The 14,973-nt window shown below is 64.6% G+C and carries 15 protein-coding genes; 8 read left to right on the top strand and 7 right to left on the bottom strand.

Features of this window, described 5'->3' with window-relative positions; all coding sequences use genetic code 11:
* Positions 1–38 precede the first annotated feature (38 nt).
* On the top strand, positions 39–857 hold the full coding sequence (locus tag V6F88_RS17515; RefSeq protein ID WP_332611027.1) for a class I SAM-dependent methyltransferase: 819 nt from the start codon (positions 39–41) through the stop codon (positions 855–857).
* A 26-nt stretch (positions 858–883) separates the two neighbouring features.
* Here V6F88_RS17515 and V6F88_RS17510 read toward each other — a convergent pair whose 3' ends face one another.
* Genes V6F88_RS17510 through V6F88_RS17485 form a run of 6 tightly spaced genes read right to left on the bottom strand, consistent with a single transcriptional unit; the run spans position 884 to position 6,564 of the window.
* On the bottom strand, positions 884–1,849 hold the full coding sequence (locus V6F88_RS17510; protein ID WP_332611026.1) for a Bug family tripartite tricarboxylate transporter substrate binding protein: 966 nt from the start codon (positions 1,847–1,849) through the stop codon (positions 884–886).
* Between the two features lie 29 nt (positions 1,850–1,878).
* Positions 1,879–2,799 carry an alpha/beta hydrolase gene (locus V6F88_RS17505; RefSeq protein ID WP_332611025.1) on the bottom strand — a complete coding sequence of 307 codons (921 nt, stop codon included), beginning with the start codon at positions 2,797–2,799 and terminating at the stop codon, positions 1,879–1,881.
* A gap of 14 nt (positions 2,800–2,813) precedes the next feature.
* Entirely contained in the window at positions 2,814–3,266 is a 453-nt protein-coding gene (locus V6F88_RS17500; protein WP_332611024.1) for a RidA family protein, read from the bottom strand.
* Positions 3,259–4,770 (bottom strand): 2-hydroxymuconic semialdehyde dehydrogenase, encoded by a 1,512-nt coding sequence (locus V6F88_RS17495; protein WP_332611023.1) that lies wholly within the window; start codon positions 4,768–4,770, stop codon positions 3,259–3,261. The genes V6F88_RS17500 and V6F88_RS17495 overlap by 8 nt, the downstream gene beginning before the upstream one ends.
* A gap of 23 nt (positions 4,771–4,793) precedes the next feature.
* The gene (locus V6F88_RS17490; RefSeq protein ID WP_332611022.1) at positions 4,794–5,606 is read right to left on the bottom strand and encodes a tRNA U-34 5-methylaminomethyl-2-thiouridine biosynthesis protein; all 813 of its coding nucleotides are present in this window, start codon (positions 5,604–5,606) and stop codon (positions 4,794–4,796) included.
* Positions 5,607–5,640: 34 nt separating this feature from the next.
* The gene (locus V6F88_RS17485; RefSeq protein WP_332611021.1) at positions 5,641–6,564 is read right to left on the bottom strand and encodes a tRNA U-34 5-methylaminomethyl-2-thiouridine biosynthesis protein; all 924 of its coding nucleotides are present in this window, start codon (positions 6,562–6,564) and stop codon (positions 5,641–5,643) included.
* Between the two features lie 272 nt (positions 6,565–6,836).
* Between V6F88_RS17485 and V6F88_RS17480 the strand changes: the two genes are divergently transcribed.
* Together V6F88_RS17480 and V6F88_RS17475 are read left to right on the top strand one after the other, a co-directional pair.
* Positions 6,837–7,394: a MarR family winged helix-turn-helix transcriptional regulator gene (locus V6F88_RS17480; RefSeq protein ID WP_332611020.1), complete on the top strand. Its 558-nt coding sequence runs from the start codon at positions 6,837–6,839 to the stop codon at positions 7,392–7,394.
* 236 nt (positions 7,395–7,630) lie between these two features.
* Positions 7,631–8,812: an MFS transporter gene (locus V6F88_RS17475; protein WP_332611019.1), complete on the top strand. Its 1,182-nt coding sequence runs from the start codon at positions 7,631–7,633 to the stop codon at positions 8,810–8,812.
* Between the two features lie 49 nt (positions 8,813–8,861).
* Here the strand turns inward: V6F88_RS17475 and V6F88_RS17470 are convergent, their stop codons facing one another.
* The gene (locus tag V6F88_RS17470; RefSeq protein ID WP_332611018.1) at positions 8,862–9,887 is read right to left on the bottom strand and encodes a LysR family transcriptional regulator; all 1,026 of its coding nucleotides are present in this window, start codon (positions 9,885–9,887) and stop codon (positions 8,862–8,864) included.
* Between the two features lie 143 nt (positions 9,888–10,030).
* On the opposite strand from V6F88_RS17470, the gene V6F88_RS17465 reads away from it, so the two are divergent.
* The 5 genes from V6F88_RS17465 to V6F88_RS17445 all read left to right on the top strand — a co-directional run bounded on the left by V6F88_RS17465 (position 10,031) and on the right by V6F88_RS17445 (position 14,807).
* Complete coding sequence (locus tag V6F88_RS17465) at positions 10,031–10,432, top strand: RidA family protein (protein WP_332611017.1); 402 nt, start codon at positions 10,031–10,033, stop codon at positions 10,430–10,432.
* 140 nt (positions 10,433–10,572) lie between these two features.
* Positions 10,573–11,472: a helix-turn-helix domain-containing protein gene (locus V6F88_RS17460; protein ID WP_332611016.1), complete on the top strand. Its 900-nt coding sequence runs from the start codon at positions 10,573–10,575 to the stop codon at positions 11,470–11,472.
* Between the two features lie 127 nt (positions 11,473–11,599).
* Entirely contained in the window at positions 11,600–13,285 is a 1,686-nt protein-coding gene (locus V6F88_RS17455) for a thiamine pyrophosphate-binding protein (protein WP_332611015.1), read from the top strand.
* Positions 13,286–13,371: 86 nt separating this feature from the next.
* Positions 13,372–14,373: a Bug family tripartite tricarboxylate transporter substrate binding protein gene (locus V6F88_RS17450; RefSeq protein ID WP_332611014.1), complete on the top strand. Its 1,002-nt coding sequence runs from the start codon at positions 13,372–13,374 to the stop codon at positions 14,371–14,373.
* A 116-nt stretch (positions 14,374–14,489) separates the two neighbouring features.
* Positions 14,490–14,807 (top strand): NIPSNAP family protein, encoded by a 318-nt coding sequence (locus V6F88_RS17445; RefSeq protein WP_332611013.1) that lies wholly within the window; start codon positions 14,490–14,492, stop codon positions 14,805–14,807.
* The last annotated feature ends 166 nt before the right edge of the window (positions 14,808–14,973 follow it).

Here is a 14,973-nt window from a genome sequence, read left to right as displayed (position 1 = left end):
TCGGGCGGCCTTATCGACCTATTGTGGAGTCGATCACCATGAACACATCCAGCGGCCAACGCGCCTTTGCCGGACCCATCCCGCAGCTATACGAGCGGTACCTGGTCCCGATGATTTTCGACGGATATGCGCAGGACATGACGCGGCGGGTCGCGTCCCTGGCCCCGTCATCCGTGCTGGAAATCGCCGCGGGCACCGGGGTGGTCACACGCCATCTGGCGGCCGGGCTGCCCGCCGGCACCTCCATCGTATCGACCGATCTTAGCCAGCCAATGCTGGAACATGCCGTGAGCCTGGGCACGAGCCGCCCCGTCACGTGGCGCCAGGCCGACGCCATGAACCTGCCCTTTCCCGACGGCGCTTTCGATGCAGTGGTATGCCAGTTCGGCGCCATGTTCTTTCCGGACAAGGCGGTGGCTTTTGCCGAAGCGCACCGCGTGCTGCGGCCGGGCGGCACGTTCTTGTTCAACGTCTGGGACCGCATAGAAGAAAACGAATTCGCCGACTGCGTCACGCAGGCAATGGCAACGCTGTTCCCGGCAGACCCGCCCCGGTTCATGGTGAAAGTGCCGCACGGCTACTACGACCAGACGCAGATCCGCGGCGCGCTGGCGGCGGGCGGGTTCACCGGGGCCATCACCTTCGATACGATGGCCATGCAAAGCCTGGGCGAGTCACCCCGCAGCGTCGCCGTCGCCTATTGCCAAGGCACGCCGATGCGCGCCGAACTGGAAGCGCGCGACGCCGGCATTCTGGAGAAGGCAACGGACGTTGCCGCTTCGGCGATTGAAGACCGCTTTGGCCCGGGCGGCATCACGGGCAAGATTCAGGCGCACGTTGTTGTGGCGACGCGATAGGCAGGCCCACGGCGCGTCCGCCCCCCTTATTCCGCCCTGGCCCCCGACACTTTGACCGTCTCGGCCCATCGTTTGGTCTCGGCCGCGATGAATGCCGTAAATGCTTCCGGCGTTGAGCTGATCGGGTTCAGCGACATCGCGGCGTTGGCTTGCACGACTTCGGGCGTCTTCAACGCCTGGCCGATTGCCTCGTTCATGCGATTGATGATGGCCTGCGGCGTGCCCCTGGGCGCCACGATGCCGCCCCAGGCCACCGCTTCAAAGTTGGGAAACCCGGATTCGGCCATCGTCGGCACGTTGGGCATGGTGGGCAGGCGCTTGGGGCTGGTGACGGCAAACGCTTTCAACGTTCCGTTGTTGATGAACTGCTGGACGCCGTTCACGTTATCGAACATCACGTCGACCCGGCCGCTGACCACGTCGGACAGCGCCATCGACCCGCTTTTGTACGGCACGTGCGTGATATCCAGGGCGCCGACCGCTTTCATCATTTCGCCGGTCAGGTGGCTGCCCGAGCCCACCCCGGTTCCCGAGGCGAAGTTGACCTTGCCGGGGTTCTGCTTCACATAGGCCATGAACTCTTGAATTGAGTTCGGCTTGAAGTCCTTTCCGGCGACAAGAATATAAGGATTGTCGAACAGCAAGCCGACGGGTGCAAAGTCCTTGATCGGGTCATAGGGCAGGCTGCGATAGAAACTGGCATTGACGGCCAAGGTGATGTTGTTGCCAAAGCCGAACGTGTACCCGTCCGGTGCGGCCTTGGCCACCGTGCGGGTGCCCACGATGCCGCCCGCGCTGGCCAGGTTTTCCACGATCACCGGCTGCTTGAGTATTCGCCCGATCTGCTCGGCGACGGGACGCGTCGCCACGTCGGGGCCGGACCCCGCGGCATAGGGAATGATGAGCTTGATGGGTTTGTTCGGCCAGGACTGCGCCTGCACGGCCGCAGACAAGGTAAGGGCCAACAGCGCCAAGCATTGGGCAATTTTCATCGGATTCTCCGGATCTTCTTAAACAGGGCTCATCCCTGCATGATTTGAATCAGGCGCTTCATCCAGGGCGAGTCCGCCTGCCCCGCCGCAATCGCCGGCGCGAAATGATCCCCCGGTAGCACCATGGTTTCGACGGGGCGACCCAGCTTGCGCAGCTCGGCCTCCATCGTTTGATTGCCCTTGATGATGCGAGGCAGGTCTTCCCGGGCGTACGCCAGCAACATCGGCGGCGTGTCCTGATTCACCCGACACACGGGGCTTGCCGATTCGGCATCCGATACGTCATCCAGCAGGTTCTGATGCGTGCGTTCTTCGCCGCTGCCCGGCGCACGTTCGGGATACCGGATATCAAGCGGCGCGCACAGCGGAAAGCACGCGAGAATCGACGACGCCAAAATGCCGTGGCGGTGCAGGCCTTGCGCGCTTAATGCGGCAAGCGTCATCAGATGCCCCCCCGCGGAATGGCCTCCCACTGCAATGCGAGCGGGGTCTGCGCCATATTCGTGAATGTTCCGAACCACCCACGACAGCGCGGCATGGCAGTCATCCAATAGCGCCTGCCATTTGAAGGCTGGCGCGAGTCGATACGATATCGAGACAAACGTAATGCCCGCGGCGACCAAGGCGGGAGCCATCAACGCCACCCATTCCTTGTAGCCATTCGTCCACGCGCCGCCATGCGCAAAAACGAGTACCGGGCTGGTTTGTCCCGCTGGTTTTCGGCTGGGGTACACGTCGAGTTTGTGCGCCGCCGTGTCGCCGTATTGAAGGTCGGCAATGCGTTCGCAGCGCTGCACAGCCGCAGCAGAAAGCGCCAACGCCGCGCGTGCGTAGTCCTCGGCTTCGGCGGGATACAGCGGGGGCTGTGGGGCAAGATTGGTAAAGCTGATGTCTGTTGCCGACGCTTGGTGAGCGATCTTGGCCGGCTCTTCGGGGTGTTCGGGGATCACGATACGACCTTTCTCTAAGCGTTGGAATCAATCGGCTTGTACGCCACTGCCTTGATTTCGATGCGCAGCAGCGGATGCGGCAGCTGGTGCACGGCGACGGTGGTCCGGGCGGGGCCGTCGTAGTCGAAGTACTCGGCGTAGACCTCGTTGTAGCCCTTGAAGTCGCCCATATCGACCAGATACGTGGAGACTTCAACCAGGTCTTGCAGGCTGGCGCCCGCACTTTCCAGAATCGCCTTGATGTTCTCGATGACGGCGCGCGTCTGCGCCCGGATATCGGCGTCCAGCACCCCCATGGCGTCGGCGTCGGCGCCTACAAAGCTGTTATCGGGGCGGCGTGAACTGGTGCCCGACACGAAGAGAAAGTCTCCGGCACGCTTGACGTGCGGGAATTTGCCGCGTGGCTGCGCGCGCCCTTCGACGACGGCGGATGACAGCTTGCTTGGGGCCATGGGTTTCTCAGTCATTGACGGCGTCCGGTGCGTCCACGTGAATGCAAACGTTGGTGAGTTCAGAGTAGAAATTCAAGGAATGCAGCCCCCCTTCGCGGCCGATTCCGGACAAGCCGCTGCCACCGAACGGCGTGCGCAGGTCTCGCAGGAACCAGGCGTTGACCCAGGCAATGCCCACATTCATCGACTGCGCGACGCGGTGCGCCTTGTTGACGTTGCTGGTCCAGATGGTGGCGGCCAGGCCATACGGCGTGGCGTTGGCACGGCGTATGACTTCCGCTTCGGAATCAAACGGCGTGACGTGGCCGATGGGGCCGAATATTTCTTCCGAGACGCACCGCGCGTCATCGGCCAGGCCGGCTATCAGTGTGGGTTCGACCCAGAAACCGCCGTCCAGCGCGTTGCCGAAGCTGGGCGTGCCGCCGCCCACGATGAACTGCGCGCCCTCTTGCCGCGCCAACGCGTAGTAGCTAAGTACCTTGTCCCGATGGGCGGCCGAAATCACCGGGCCCATGTCGGTTGACGCATCGGTGGGGTCGCCCAGCTTGATGCGCTTGGCGCGTTCGGCAAGCGCAGCCACAAAGCGCTCGTAAATGGGCCGCTCAACGAAGATGCGCTCTGAGCACAGGCAGACCTGGCCGCTGTTCAGGAACGCCGCGCGGGTCATGCCTTCCACGGTTTTCTCAAAGTCGCAGTCGGCGAAAATGATGGCCGCGTTCTTGCCGCCCAGCTCGAACGACACCGGCTTCACGCCGGCGGCGGCGGCATGCATGATGGCCGTGCCGGTCTTTGATTCACCGGTAAAGGTGATGGCGCTGATGTCCGGATGCCGGGTGATGAATTCCCCCGCCGAGTTCGGGCCGAAGCCGTGCACCAGGTTGAATACGCCATCGGGCAAGCCCACCGACTGCATCACCTCGGCAAGCAGTGTCGCGGTGCCCGGCGTTTCTTCCGAGGGCTTGGCCACCACCGCATTGCCGCACGCCAGCGCGGGCGCGACTTTCCAGCTGAACAAAAGCAAGGGCAGGTTCCACGGAGAAATGATGCCCACCACGCCCAGCGGTTTTCTGACGGCATAGTTGATGGCGTGGGCGCCACCCACCAGCTCGGTCCGAAACGTCTCCAGCGGAGCCGTCTTCAGAATGTCCGCAAAGATACGGAAATTGGCCGCGCCACGCGGGATATCAAGCTTGGACGCCAGGGACACCGGCTTGCCCGTATCGCTGACCTCGGCGTCCAGGAAGTCGTCCGCGCGGCGATCGATCTCGTCGGCGATGCGGTAGAGCATGTCGGCCCGGTCGGCCACCGACGTCGCGCCCCAACTGCGTACCGCCCGGTGGCCCGCCGCGACGGCCTGGTCGACCATCGCTTGGGTGGCTTCGTGCACGTCGGCAAAGCGTACGCCCGTTGCCGGGTTGATGCCGGCAAAGCGCTTCTGGCTGTCGACAAACCGGCCATCAATGAAATTTCTGTACTGCTTGAACACGACTGCTCCTTGGCAAATAAAGGCCGCTTCCATTTGGCCGACCCTTCGGCCACGCGCTACTGAAGCTTGAATTCCACGACAGCGCCGCCGCTGCCATATAGCGGTGCATACCCATGCACGATTGCCTGCTTGAAATTTCCGCCCATCGCGCCCAGCAGCCAATGGAACTGCTTGAGGCCCATGTCCGGATGCGCTTCCTTGGCATAGTCGGGCAGGCTGGCGCGCAGGGTTTCCACGTCGCCGCTTTCCATCAGCGCCAGCAGGCGCCGGTTCCACGTGTCATCGGCGTCGGAAAGAATGTGGTCTTCCTGAAGGTCGATGGTTTCGCGGAACATGCTGTTGGACAGTCCCCCGATTCCCACCACCGCCACACGCTTGTCCTGCAAGGCCGACGCGGCGATGGCGCCCAGCTGCTCGGTCTGCTCGGGGCCGTGATAAAGATTGTTGGCGGCGATGACGACGGGAAGCGCGGGCGTACCGAAGTGCATCAGTGTGGTCACGGTGATCGTGCCCGTGTCGATCGGGAACTGGTCGTAGTCGACGCCGCGTGTCTTGATGCCGGCGTCATTGCAAGCCCGCACGCAGCGGTGCGCCAGGGCGGCATCCGAATAGATGTCAAACGCCTGCTCGCCGAACTCGTGCCAGTTTTCATCGACATGCAGGCCGGTACTGCGTGCCCGGGTGATCCAAAGCTGGTCCAGCACGGCGAACCATTGCGTGGAATAGACCAGCACGCAATCGGGTTTGGATTCAGCCAGCGATTTGCCCGCCTGCGCCAAGGCGTCTCGAAGGCGGCCCCACGGCGCTACGTCGGGGCGCAACTGCGGCAGCGGGCTGCCGGGTACAAGAAACGCGGATACGATGCTCATGTCATTCCCCTTTTTCTTTTGCAAGACGGTGCGATCAGGCGGCCCGGGCAGCCGGCGTCAGGCTTGAAAGACCCGCGTCCTGAAGGTTCCATTCGATCACCGCGTTGCCGGTGCCGATGACGGTGCCGTAGCCATGCAGCCTGCCGGCAAGTTCGGGATAGCCCATCGCGGCATGCATCCATGTGAAGGCGCCGGACTTCACTTCGGCAAAGGCTTCATCGATGAACTGCGGCAACAGCTGGAAGGTCTCTTGCATGCGGCCCTGCCGCATCAGGTTGATCATGCGCACGTCCCACTTGTAGCCGTCATAGCGCTCGGGGTGCTCTTTGGTCATGTCCTCGGGCAGCGCGGGCTCTTCATGAAAATGCCAGTGGGACAAGGTGTTGCTGGCCAGCAGCACGGCGCGGCGCCCGGTTTTGCGGATGGCCTCGCGCGTGGCCCGGCCCAGCAAGTCCATCTCGCCCTGCCCCTCCCTTGTATTCAGGAAATACGGCGTGTTGTTGGCGGATATCCCCACCACGGGAATGTCCCATTGCGGCCGGACCATGTGCAGCGTGGTGATCGTGCCGTAGTCCGGCCGGAACTTCGGGTTGCGCATCATCTTGCTGACCAGCCCCAGGTTGGCGGCCTCTGCACAGCAGGCCTCGGCCAGTTCGACATCCACGTCCATGCCGAAGTCATAGCGGAAGATGTTGGGAAAGATGGGGTCAACGGATCGTCCCGCCAGTCTGGGCACGCCAAGAAAGTGGTGCCCCACCTGCGTGATCCAGTGCGGGGAATGGACCAGCAGCACGTCCGGCTTCAGGCGTTCGATGCTTTCGCGCGCGTGCTCATACGCCCAGCGCAGCGGCTCCCAGCCGCCTTCAGAGCGCGGCTCGTTCTGAGGCGGGTTTTCGCCGTAGACCAGATGAGGCGGATGGGGAGCCAGGAAGCCGGAAAGAATTTGACCTTCGCTCATGGTGAAGCTCCTTACCTTGACAGTTCAAGCTCACCTCGGTCGCGGCATCCGGCGGGGCGGCTTTACAAGACACATAAGACGTATGCGTACTATCGTAGGGCGGAGCCACATGCCAAGAAACGCGTAATTACCCTATATCTGTCGTCGGATTTATTGATTTTCAGTGATGAGCCAAACCATCGAATAGTGCTTATCTTGTACGTGTACGTGTTATTGTAACTACGCAGGGACCCATCCTAATCGCGACAACGACCGCAGAAAATTCGACCACAATGGCCCGATCACCTACCTCCAAGCCCGCCCCCCCAACGTCCGCCCGCACGTCCGCCCCGGCGGGCGTGTCGCTTGCGCCCGCCAAGGCGCAAGTCGACTCCCTGCTGCGAAATTTCCGTCTTGAAGAGGTGCCGTCGCATCTGCTGCGGCGCGCGCACTTCAAGGCCGAGGAGATCTTCGCGGCTACGTTCGCGGGCGAAGGGGTTACGCCCCGACAAAAGGCCGCCTTGGTGCTGCTTTACCAAGAGCCCGGCCTTAGCCAGAATTCCTTGGCGGAACGCTTGGCCATGGACCGCAACACCGTTGCTGAAATGGTCAGGCGCATGCATGGCGGCGGGCTGATAGAACGCCGGCCGTCACCCACGGATGCCCGCGCTTACCAGCTGTATGTCGCGCCGGCCGGCTTGGAGCTGCTGAGCAGGGTGATGCCGCGCGACGTGGTGGTGGAAGACCAATTGCTGGCTCGGCTGCCCGAGGAATACCGAGCCCTGTTCGTCAAATGCCTGCGCATGATTGCCGAGTCCGGTACCGAGACAGAAGCGTCAAAGCCCGATTGATGGGAGCGCGCCGGGCGTGACCGGCGCGCGTCAGCGTCTGCCCGGTCGTCAGCACGATTTTCAGCCCGTTTTTCAGCCGATTTTTCAGCCCGTTTTTCAGCCCCACTGTCAGCCGCCTGACAGGCAGCCGCGCGGGGCTACCGCTACACTCTCGGAATCCCGCACCCATGGTCGCCGGGCCGCCCCGCGCCACTGGCAAGGCGGTCGGCAGACGGCCGAGTTCCCACCGTTCCTTCATGTCGCAATCTGATTCGTTCAATCTGAAGCGCATCGCCGTTCCGGCGTTCGGCCCGTCGCTGCTCTATGGCATCAGCAACGGCGCCATCCTTCCCGTGATCGCACTGACCGCGCGTGACCACGGCGCGTCCGTGGCCACCGCCGGCCTGATCGCCGCCCTGATCGGGGTGGGCTCGCTGCTGTCCAACATCCCATCGGCCCTGATCACCGAGCGCTTTGGCGAGAAGCGCGCCATGGCCGGCGCGGCGCTGTTAAGCGTGCTTGGCCTGGCGCTGGTGATCGGGGTGCCGCACCTGTGGGTGCTGGCGGTGGCCATGCTGATGCAGGGCTGTGCGCAGTCGGTGTTTCAACTGGCGCGCCAGAGCTACATGATCGAAGTCGTGCCATTGGCGTATCGCGCGCGGGCGCTGTCCACGCTGGGCGGCACCACGCGCATCGGCACTTTCATCGGCCCCTTCGCGGGCGCGGCGCTTATCCATTTCGTGGGGCTGGACGGCGCCTATTGGATTGCGATCTGCGCCATGCTGGGCGCGGGGCTTATCGCGATCAAGGCGCCCGACATCGAACCCTCGGGCGGCTCGCACGCGGGTGCGCCGCGCGCCCGCATCGGCGAGGTGGCGCGCGACCATCGCGGCGTGTACGCCACGCTGGGCGTGGGCGTGATGCTGATCAGCGCACTGCGCGCGTCGCGCCAGGTGGTGATCCCGCTGTGGGCGGATCACCTGGGCCTGGACGCCGCCACCACGTCGCTCGTCTACGGCCTGGTCGCCGCCGTGGACATGTCGGTGTTCTATCCGGCCGGCAAGGTGATGGACCAGCGCGGCCGCCTGTGGGTGGCGCTGCCCTGCACCTTGCTGATGGGGTTGAGCCTGATGGCAATCCCGCTGACCGGCGGCGTGGCCAGCTTCATCCTGGTGTCGGCGCTGCTGGGTTTTGGCAACGGCATCGGTTCCGGCATTGTGATGACGCTGGGCGCCGACGCCGCGCCGCCCGGCGCGCGCACGCAGTTCCTGGGCATCTGGCGCTTCATGGCGGACCTGGGCGCCAGCGGCGGGCCCGTGGCACTGTCGGTGCTGACCGCCTTGGTGTCGCTGGGCGGCGCATCGTTTGGCGTGGGCACGCTGGGGCTGGTGGCGGCCGGGGTGTTCTGGCGCTGGCTGCCCCGGCGCGCGCAGGGCTGAGCTTTTTCGCGCCCTGAAGCGGGGATACAGGCTTGTGATGCCGGGGCGATCAAGTCGGCGGATCGGCCCTATTCTGCGTCTCTGCTCCCGTCGCTGCCTTCGTTGCTGCCTTCGTTGCTGCCTTCGCTGCGTCCTGCGCTGTCGCCTTCGTTGCCGCCTGTGCCCCTGCCGCCGGTGCGTACTGCCCCATCAGCGCCACCACCCAATCGATGAACACCCGTAGCTTGGCGCTGACGTGCCGATTGGGCGGAAATGCAATGGTCAACGGCATCGGGTCCAGCCGCCAGTCCTGAAACAGCGGCGTCAATTCGCCCGTCGCCACATGCGGCTCGGCCATGTATTGGGGCAGCCACAATACCCCCATCCCCGCCAGCCCCGCCGCCAGGTACGCGTTGCCGTCATCCACCGCCAACACATAGCGCCCATGCACCCGCACATGCTCGTCGCCGCGATGCATGGCGTACGGAAACGCCTTGCCCAGCCGCTGCCACAGGTAGCCGACGACGCGGTGATGCGTGTTTTCCAGGTCGTGCGGATGCGTGGGGAGGCCGGCCCGTTCCAGGTAAGCGGGCGCGGCGTACACTGCCAATTGCAAATCGCCGACGCGGCGCGCCGTCAACGACAGATCGGTCAGTTCGCCGCCCCGGACCACGCAGTCCACGTTGTCGGCAATGACGTCAACGATGCGGTCGCTGACGCCCATGTCCAGTTGAATGTCGGGATATTGCGCGTGAAACGACGGGAGCGCGGGGATCAGCACCATGCGGGCCAGCGGGCTGGGCACATCGACCCGCAAGCGTCCCCGAGGCAAGGCCGAGGCCACCGACAGGCTGGTCTCGGCATCGTCCATGTCGGCCAGCAGCTTGATGACGCGCTCGTAATAGGCCGCGCCATCGGCGGTGACGTTGACCTGCCGCGTGGTGCGGTTGAACAGCCGCACGCGCAAGCGCGCCTCAAGCTGTTGCACCAGCTGTGTCACGGTGGTTTTGCTGATGTGCAGCGTTTCGGCCGCCTTGGTGAAGCTACCCGCCTCCACCACGCGCGCAAACGCCTGCATTGCATCGAAACGGTCCATCGTAGGCCCCCGCCCGTTTGAAGAATGTTTGGATTCTACAAACAGTGATGGACAAGCTTGCGCGTTTATCGACCGCTGGCGCGTCGTTACAGTGAACCCATCGCTAACGACGGGCCATGTCGGCCCGCTTGAAGGAGCACTCCATGACGACGCGAAACCCCGTTTTCCCCCCTGACCGCCACGCGCTGTACGAGCGCCACCGGTATTCCCCCGCCATCCGGTCCGACGGCTTTCTGTTCGTATCCGGGCAGGTCGGCAGCCGCGAGGACGGCACACCGGAGCCCGAGCTGGATGCGCAGGTGCGGCTGGCGTTCGACAACCTGAACGCCATTCTGAAGGCGGCAGGCTGCACGTTCGACGATGTGGTGGATGTGACCGTCTTCATGACCGACCCGCAATCGCACTTCGAGCGGATCTGGACTGAGGTGGTGCCGCAATACTGGGGTCGGGCACCGTATCCCACCGCGACTGCCGTGGGCGTGACCTGGTTAAGCGGTTTTGACTTCGAGATCAAGGTGATCGCGAAACTGCCTCAAGGGTCATAAGGCTGCCGGGCGGCGCAGGCAGGTCATGAAAACGTCAAGGCGGGCAACACCGGGTTTACGGCAGCCGCGGCTTGGTGAGTTTGGCGATATCATGGCAAAAAAATCGAGCCGCCTCGCGCGCCGCCCAGGAGACTTCCCGCTTGTCCGCAGGCCCGCACACGCCCAACGCGCCCCCCTTTCCCACCTTTGAGACTTCCGATTTCTCGGGCGAGGGCTCGTTCTATTTCGATCTTGTGCGCTTGCAGGACCGCGACGATATCCCGCGCGGCTTCCTGCATCGGCACAACTACTACCACCTGCTCTGGATGAGCCAGGCCAGCGGCACCCACATGCTGGACTTCGAACAGCACGAGGTGCGCGACCACTCGGTATTTTTCCTGTCGCCCGGGCAGATCCACGCCTGGACCTCGTCCGTCAAGCCGCGCGGCTACGTGTTGAATATCAGCACGGACTTCTTCGCCCACATGTTCCCGCGCGCGGACGACATCGCCAAGTTTCCGTTCTTTCATCTGGCGGGCGGCTCGCCCGCCATTTATCTGTCGCGTGAACAGCACGACGGCATGCTGCCGCTGCTCAATGAAATTGAACGCGAAACGCGTGACCGTCAGACCGGGCGCTTTGACGTCGTGCGTTCCTACCTGCTGATCCTGCTGACGCAGCTGCGCCGCCTTTACCCGGCCGATGAGCGCGAGTCCGCCGCCGGCCCCAGCTATTCGCTAGCCAAGCGGTTCACCATGCTGATCGAAGAACACTATCTGGACTTCGACGCCATCCGCCAATACGCCGACGCGCTGTGCGTCAGCGAACGCCAGCTGAACGATGCCGTCAAGCGCAGCGTGGGGCGCACCGCCAGCCAGCTGGTGCAAGAGCGCGTCGCGCTGGAGGCCAAGCGCCTGCTAAGCAATACGGGCCTGAGCATCGCAGAAATTGCGTTCCAGCTGAACTTCGAAGACCCCTCTTACTTTGCCCGCTTCTTCAAGAAGCACACCGGCAGCACCGCCGGCGATTTCCGCAAGAAGTACGACCGCCCCATCAGCTGATGGCCGCGCGGGCAGACGCGCGAAAAAGTGCAATACAAGCTCTGATCTGTCCTAACGCGCCCAAGGCCGGGCTGCGTACAGTTCATCCAGACCCAACCCGCCGCCTTGCGGCTTGATTGAAACTGCGATGAACGACACCCCAACATTGATGACAGGCGGCCAGCATGTGGTGCGCGCGCTGCTGCAACACGGCGTGGACACGGTATTTGGCGTGCCCGGCGAAAGCTATCTGGACGTGCTGGACGCGCTTTACACGGAACGCGAGCGCATCCGCCTGGTGTCCTGCCGCCACGAAGGCGCGGCCTCGTTCATGGCCGAGGCGCACGGCAAGCTGACCGGCCGGCCCGGCATCTGCATGGTCACGCGCGGCCCCGGCGCCACCAACGCCAGCATCGGCGTGCAGACGGCGTTTCAGGATTCCACGCCGCTTATCGTGCTGGTGGGCCAGGTGGGCAACGACATGGTCGAGCGCGAGGCGTTCCAGGAAATCGATTACCGGCGCATGTTCGGCCAGTTCACCAAATGGGTGGCGCAGATCGACAGCGCCGCGCGCGTCACCGAATACCTGAACCGCGCCTTCTCGGTCGCGATGTCGGGCCGGCCCGGTCCCGTGGTGTTGGCGCTGCCCGAGGACATGCTGACCGAACTGGCCCCGCCGCGGGACTGCGGCACGATTCAGTTTCCGCAGGCGCATCCGGCGCCCGACGCGCTGGCCGACATGCGCGCCCTGCTGGCCCGCGCGCGGCGGCCGTTGATGATGGTGGGCGGGTCGGGCTGGACCGACGCGGGCCTGGATGCCCTGGCCCGCTACGCCAGCCGCAACAGCCTGCCGGTGGCGTGCTCGTTTCGCCGGCAGGATCTGTACGACAACCACCACCCGCAATACGTGGGCGAAGTGGGCATTGGCGTGAATCCTGAACTGGCTGACGCCGTGCGCAACGCCGACGTGATCCTGGCGGTGGGTGCGCGCCTGGGCGAAATGGTCACGGGCGGCTATACGCTGCTGCAATCGCCCGTGTCCGAGCAGACGCTGATCCATGTGCTGGCCAGCCCCGAAGAGCTGGGCCGCGTGTATCAGCCCGCGTTGAAGATACCGTCGGGGCTGGACGCCTTCGCGCACGCAGCCGCCGCACTGGAGCCGGTGGACGGCACCCCGTGGCGCGGCTGGCTGGACGGGCTGCGGCAAAGCTACGTGCGTTACACGGAGCCGCCGGCCACCGATCTGCCCATGGACCCGGCGCGCATCATCGTTGCCCTGCGCGAAGGGCTGGACCCGCGCGCCATCCTGACCAACGGCGCGGGCAACTACAGCGCCTGGGCGCATCGCTACTACCGCTTCAGCCACCCGCGCACCCAGCTTGCGCCCACCAGCGGCGCCATGGGCTACGGCGTGCCCGCCGCCATCGCGGCCAAGCTGCGCCACCCTGAACGGCAGGTGGTCTGCCTGGCGGGCGACGGCTGCTTTCTGATGACCTCGCAAGAGCTTGCCACCGTGAAGCAGCACCGCCTGGCCATCATCTTCATCGTGTTCAACAACGGCATGTACGGCACGATCCGCATGCATCAGGAAAAGAACTATCCGGGCCGGACCCTCGGCACGGACCTGTGCAACCCCGACTTCGTGGCCTACGCGGAATCGTTCGGCGTGCCGGCCGAACGCGTGGACAGCCATGAAGGCTTCGCGCCCGCCTTGACGCGGGCGCTGGACAGCGGGTCACCCTATCTGATCGAACTTTGTCTGGACCCCGAGGTGATTACGCCCCGGGCCACCCTGACCAGCCTGCGCAAACAAGCGCAGCTTGCCGCTTCCTGACGTTCAGGATTGGATTGCCGCGCAGCAGTCGCAAGAACGGCGCGCGGCGATCCCATAAAAAAAATGACCACACCTGGAGAGAGACTATGAATACCCCCCTGCCCGCCCTGCGGCGGTTGGCCGTGGCCGCCTTGCTGGGCACCGCGACCCTTGGCGCTGCATCGTTCGCGGCATCCTCCGACGCAGCCTCGGCCTACCCCGAGCGCCCGCTGCGCATCATCGTGCCCTTTGCCGCCGGCGGCGCCACCGACGTGATCGCGCGCACCGTGGCGCAGTCCATGTCCGCCCGCCTGGGCCAGCCGGTAGTGGTGGAAAACAAAGCCGGCGCCAACGGCAACATCGGCGCCGTCATGGCCGCGCGCGCCGAGCCCGACGGCTATACGCTGCTGATGGCCACGTCCAGCCATGCCATCAATTCCACGCTTTATCACAAGCTGGACTACAGCCTGACGGGCGACTTCGCGGGCCTGTCGAACCTGGCGTCGGTGCCTTTGCTGCTGGTGGTGAACCCGTCGGTGCCCGCCAAGACCCCCGAAGAACTGGCCGCCTACGCCAAGGCCAGCGGCAACCGCGTGAACTACGCCTCGGGCGGCACCGGCACGGCGTCGCACCTGGCGGGCGCGCAGTTCAATTCACTGGCCGGCGCGCAGATGACGCACGTGCCCTACAAGGGGGGCTCGCAGGCGCTTAATGACCTGATGGGCGGCCAGGTCCAGATCATGTTCGCGAATCTGCCTGAAGTGCTGTCGCAGGTGCAGGCCGGCCGCTTGCGGCCCATCGCCGTCACGGGCAAGCAGCGCCATGCGGCCCTGCCGGACGTGCCGGCGTTTTCCGAAACGTCTTATCCCGCCATGAACGCCCGGTCCTGGTTCGGCCTGTTCGTGCCCGCGGCCACGCCCGCGCCCGTGGTGGAAAAGTTGTCGCAGGCCATCACCCAGGGCGTGGCCGACCCCGCCGTGCAGGACAAGCTGAAGGGGCTGGGCGCCGACCCCGTCGGCGACGGCCATGCCGCGTTCCAGCAATACGTGAACCAGGAAGTCGATCGCTGGAGCGTGCTGGTGAAACAGTCCGGCGCCACGGCGGACTGACGATCGATCAGATCCTGCAATGCGCGTTGCAACCCGCGTTGCAGCCCGCGTTGCAGCCCGCTTTGGCACCGCTCCCCCCTACGCAATCCCCATCGCAACACCTCAAAGGAAACACCATGCTTTACGACGTACGGACTTACACCTGCCGCGCCGGCACCATCAAAAAGCACCTGGCGCTTTATGCAGAGCACGGCTATGAGGTGCAAAGCCGCCACCTGGGCAAGCCGCTGGCCTACATGCAGACCGAGACGGGCGACGTCAACAGCTACATGCACATCTGGGTCTATGACAGCGCCGCCGACCGCGAGGCCAAGCGCCTGGCGCTGCAAAAAGACCCCGCCTGGGCCGGCTACCTGACCAAGAGCGCCGAGGCCGGCTATCTGATCCGCCAGGAAAACCGGCTGATGACGCCCACGGCGTTCTTCCAGCCTTGACGACCAAGGGCCAAGGGCCAAGGGCCAAGGACCGTCCTCGGCTGCGCGACGCGCGGTTGAGCCGCAACGGGCGGGAAGAAAAAATTCGGACATAATTATTGCCCTGGCACCCCGGCAGAGGCCTTGCGCCCGCCGCCCGCCCTGGCCTGTCCGCGCCGGATTTTTC

The organism is Achromobacter sp. ESBL13 (assembly GCF_036668755.1).
In the GTDB taxonomy this organism is placed as follows: domain Bacteria; phylum Pseudomonadota; class Gammaproteobacteria; order Burkholderiales; family Burkholderiaceae_B; genus Achromobacter.
Note: the sequence above shows the minus strand (reverse complement) of the source record. Positions and strands in the feature narration are given on the sequence as shown.

Bases quoted from the DNA above. Each gene is read 5' to 3' on its own strand.
- V6F88_RS17465 (WP_332611017.1), top strand. From the start codon at position 10,031: ATGACGACGCGAAACCCCGTTTTCCCCCCTGACCGCCACGCGCTGTAC.
- V6F88_RS17445 (WP_332611013.1), top strand. From the start codon at position 14,490: ATGCTTTACGACGTACGGACTTACACCTGCCGCGCCGGCACCATCAAA.
- V6F88_RS17475 (WP_332611019.1), top strand. From the start codon at position 7,631: ATGTCGCAATCTGATTCGTTCAATCTGAAGCGCATCGCCGTTCCGGCG.
- V6F88_RS17510 (WP_332611026.1), bottom strand. From the start codon at position 1,849: ATGAAAATTGCCCAATGCTTGGCGCTGTTGGCCCTTACCTTGTCTGCG.
- V6F88_RS17490 (WP_332611022.1), bottom strand. From the start codon at position 5,606: ATGAGCATCGTATCCGCGTTTCTTGTACCCGGCAGCCCGCTGCCGCAG.
- V6F88_RS17500 (WP_332611024.1), bottom strand. From the start codon at position 3,266: ATGACTGAGAAACCCATGGCCCCAAGCAAGCTGTCATCCGCCGTCGTC.
- V6F88_RS17515 (WP_332611027.1), top strand. From the start codon at position 39: ATGAACACATCCAGCGGCCAACGCGCCTTTGCCGGACCCATCCCGCAG.
- V6F88_RS17470 (WP_332611018.1), bottom strand. From the start codon at position 9,887: ATGGACCGTTTCGATGCAATGCAGGCGTTTGCGCGCGTGGTGGAGGCG.
- V6F88_RS17495 (WP_332611023.1), bottom strand. From the start codon at position 4,770: ATGGAAGCGGCCTTTATTTGCCAAGGAGCAGTCGTGTTCAAGCAGTAC.
- V6F88_RS17485 (WP_332611021.1), bottom strand. From the start codon at position 6,564: ATGAGCGAAGGTCAAATTCTTTCCGGCTTCCTGGCTCCCCATCCGCCT.
- V6F88_RS17450 (WP_332611014.1), top strand. From the start codon at position 13,372: ATGAATACCCCCCTGCCCGCCCTGCGGCGGTTGGCCGTGGCCGCCTTG.
- V6F88_RS17455 (WP_332611015.1), top strand. From the start codon at position 11,600: ATGAACGACACCCCAACATTGATGACAGGCGGCCAGCATGTGGTGCGC.
- V6F88_RS17480 (WP_332611020.1), top strand. From the start codon at position 6,837: ATGGCCCGATCACCTACCTCCAAGCCCGCCCCCCCAACGTCCGCCCGC.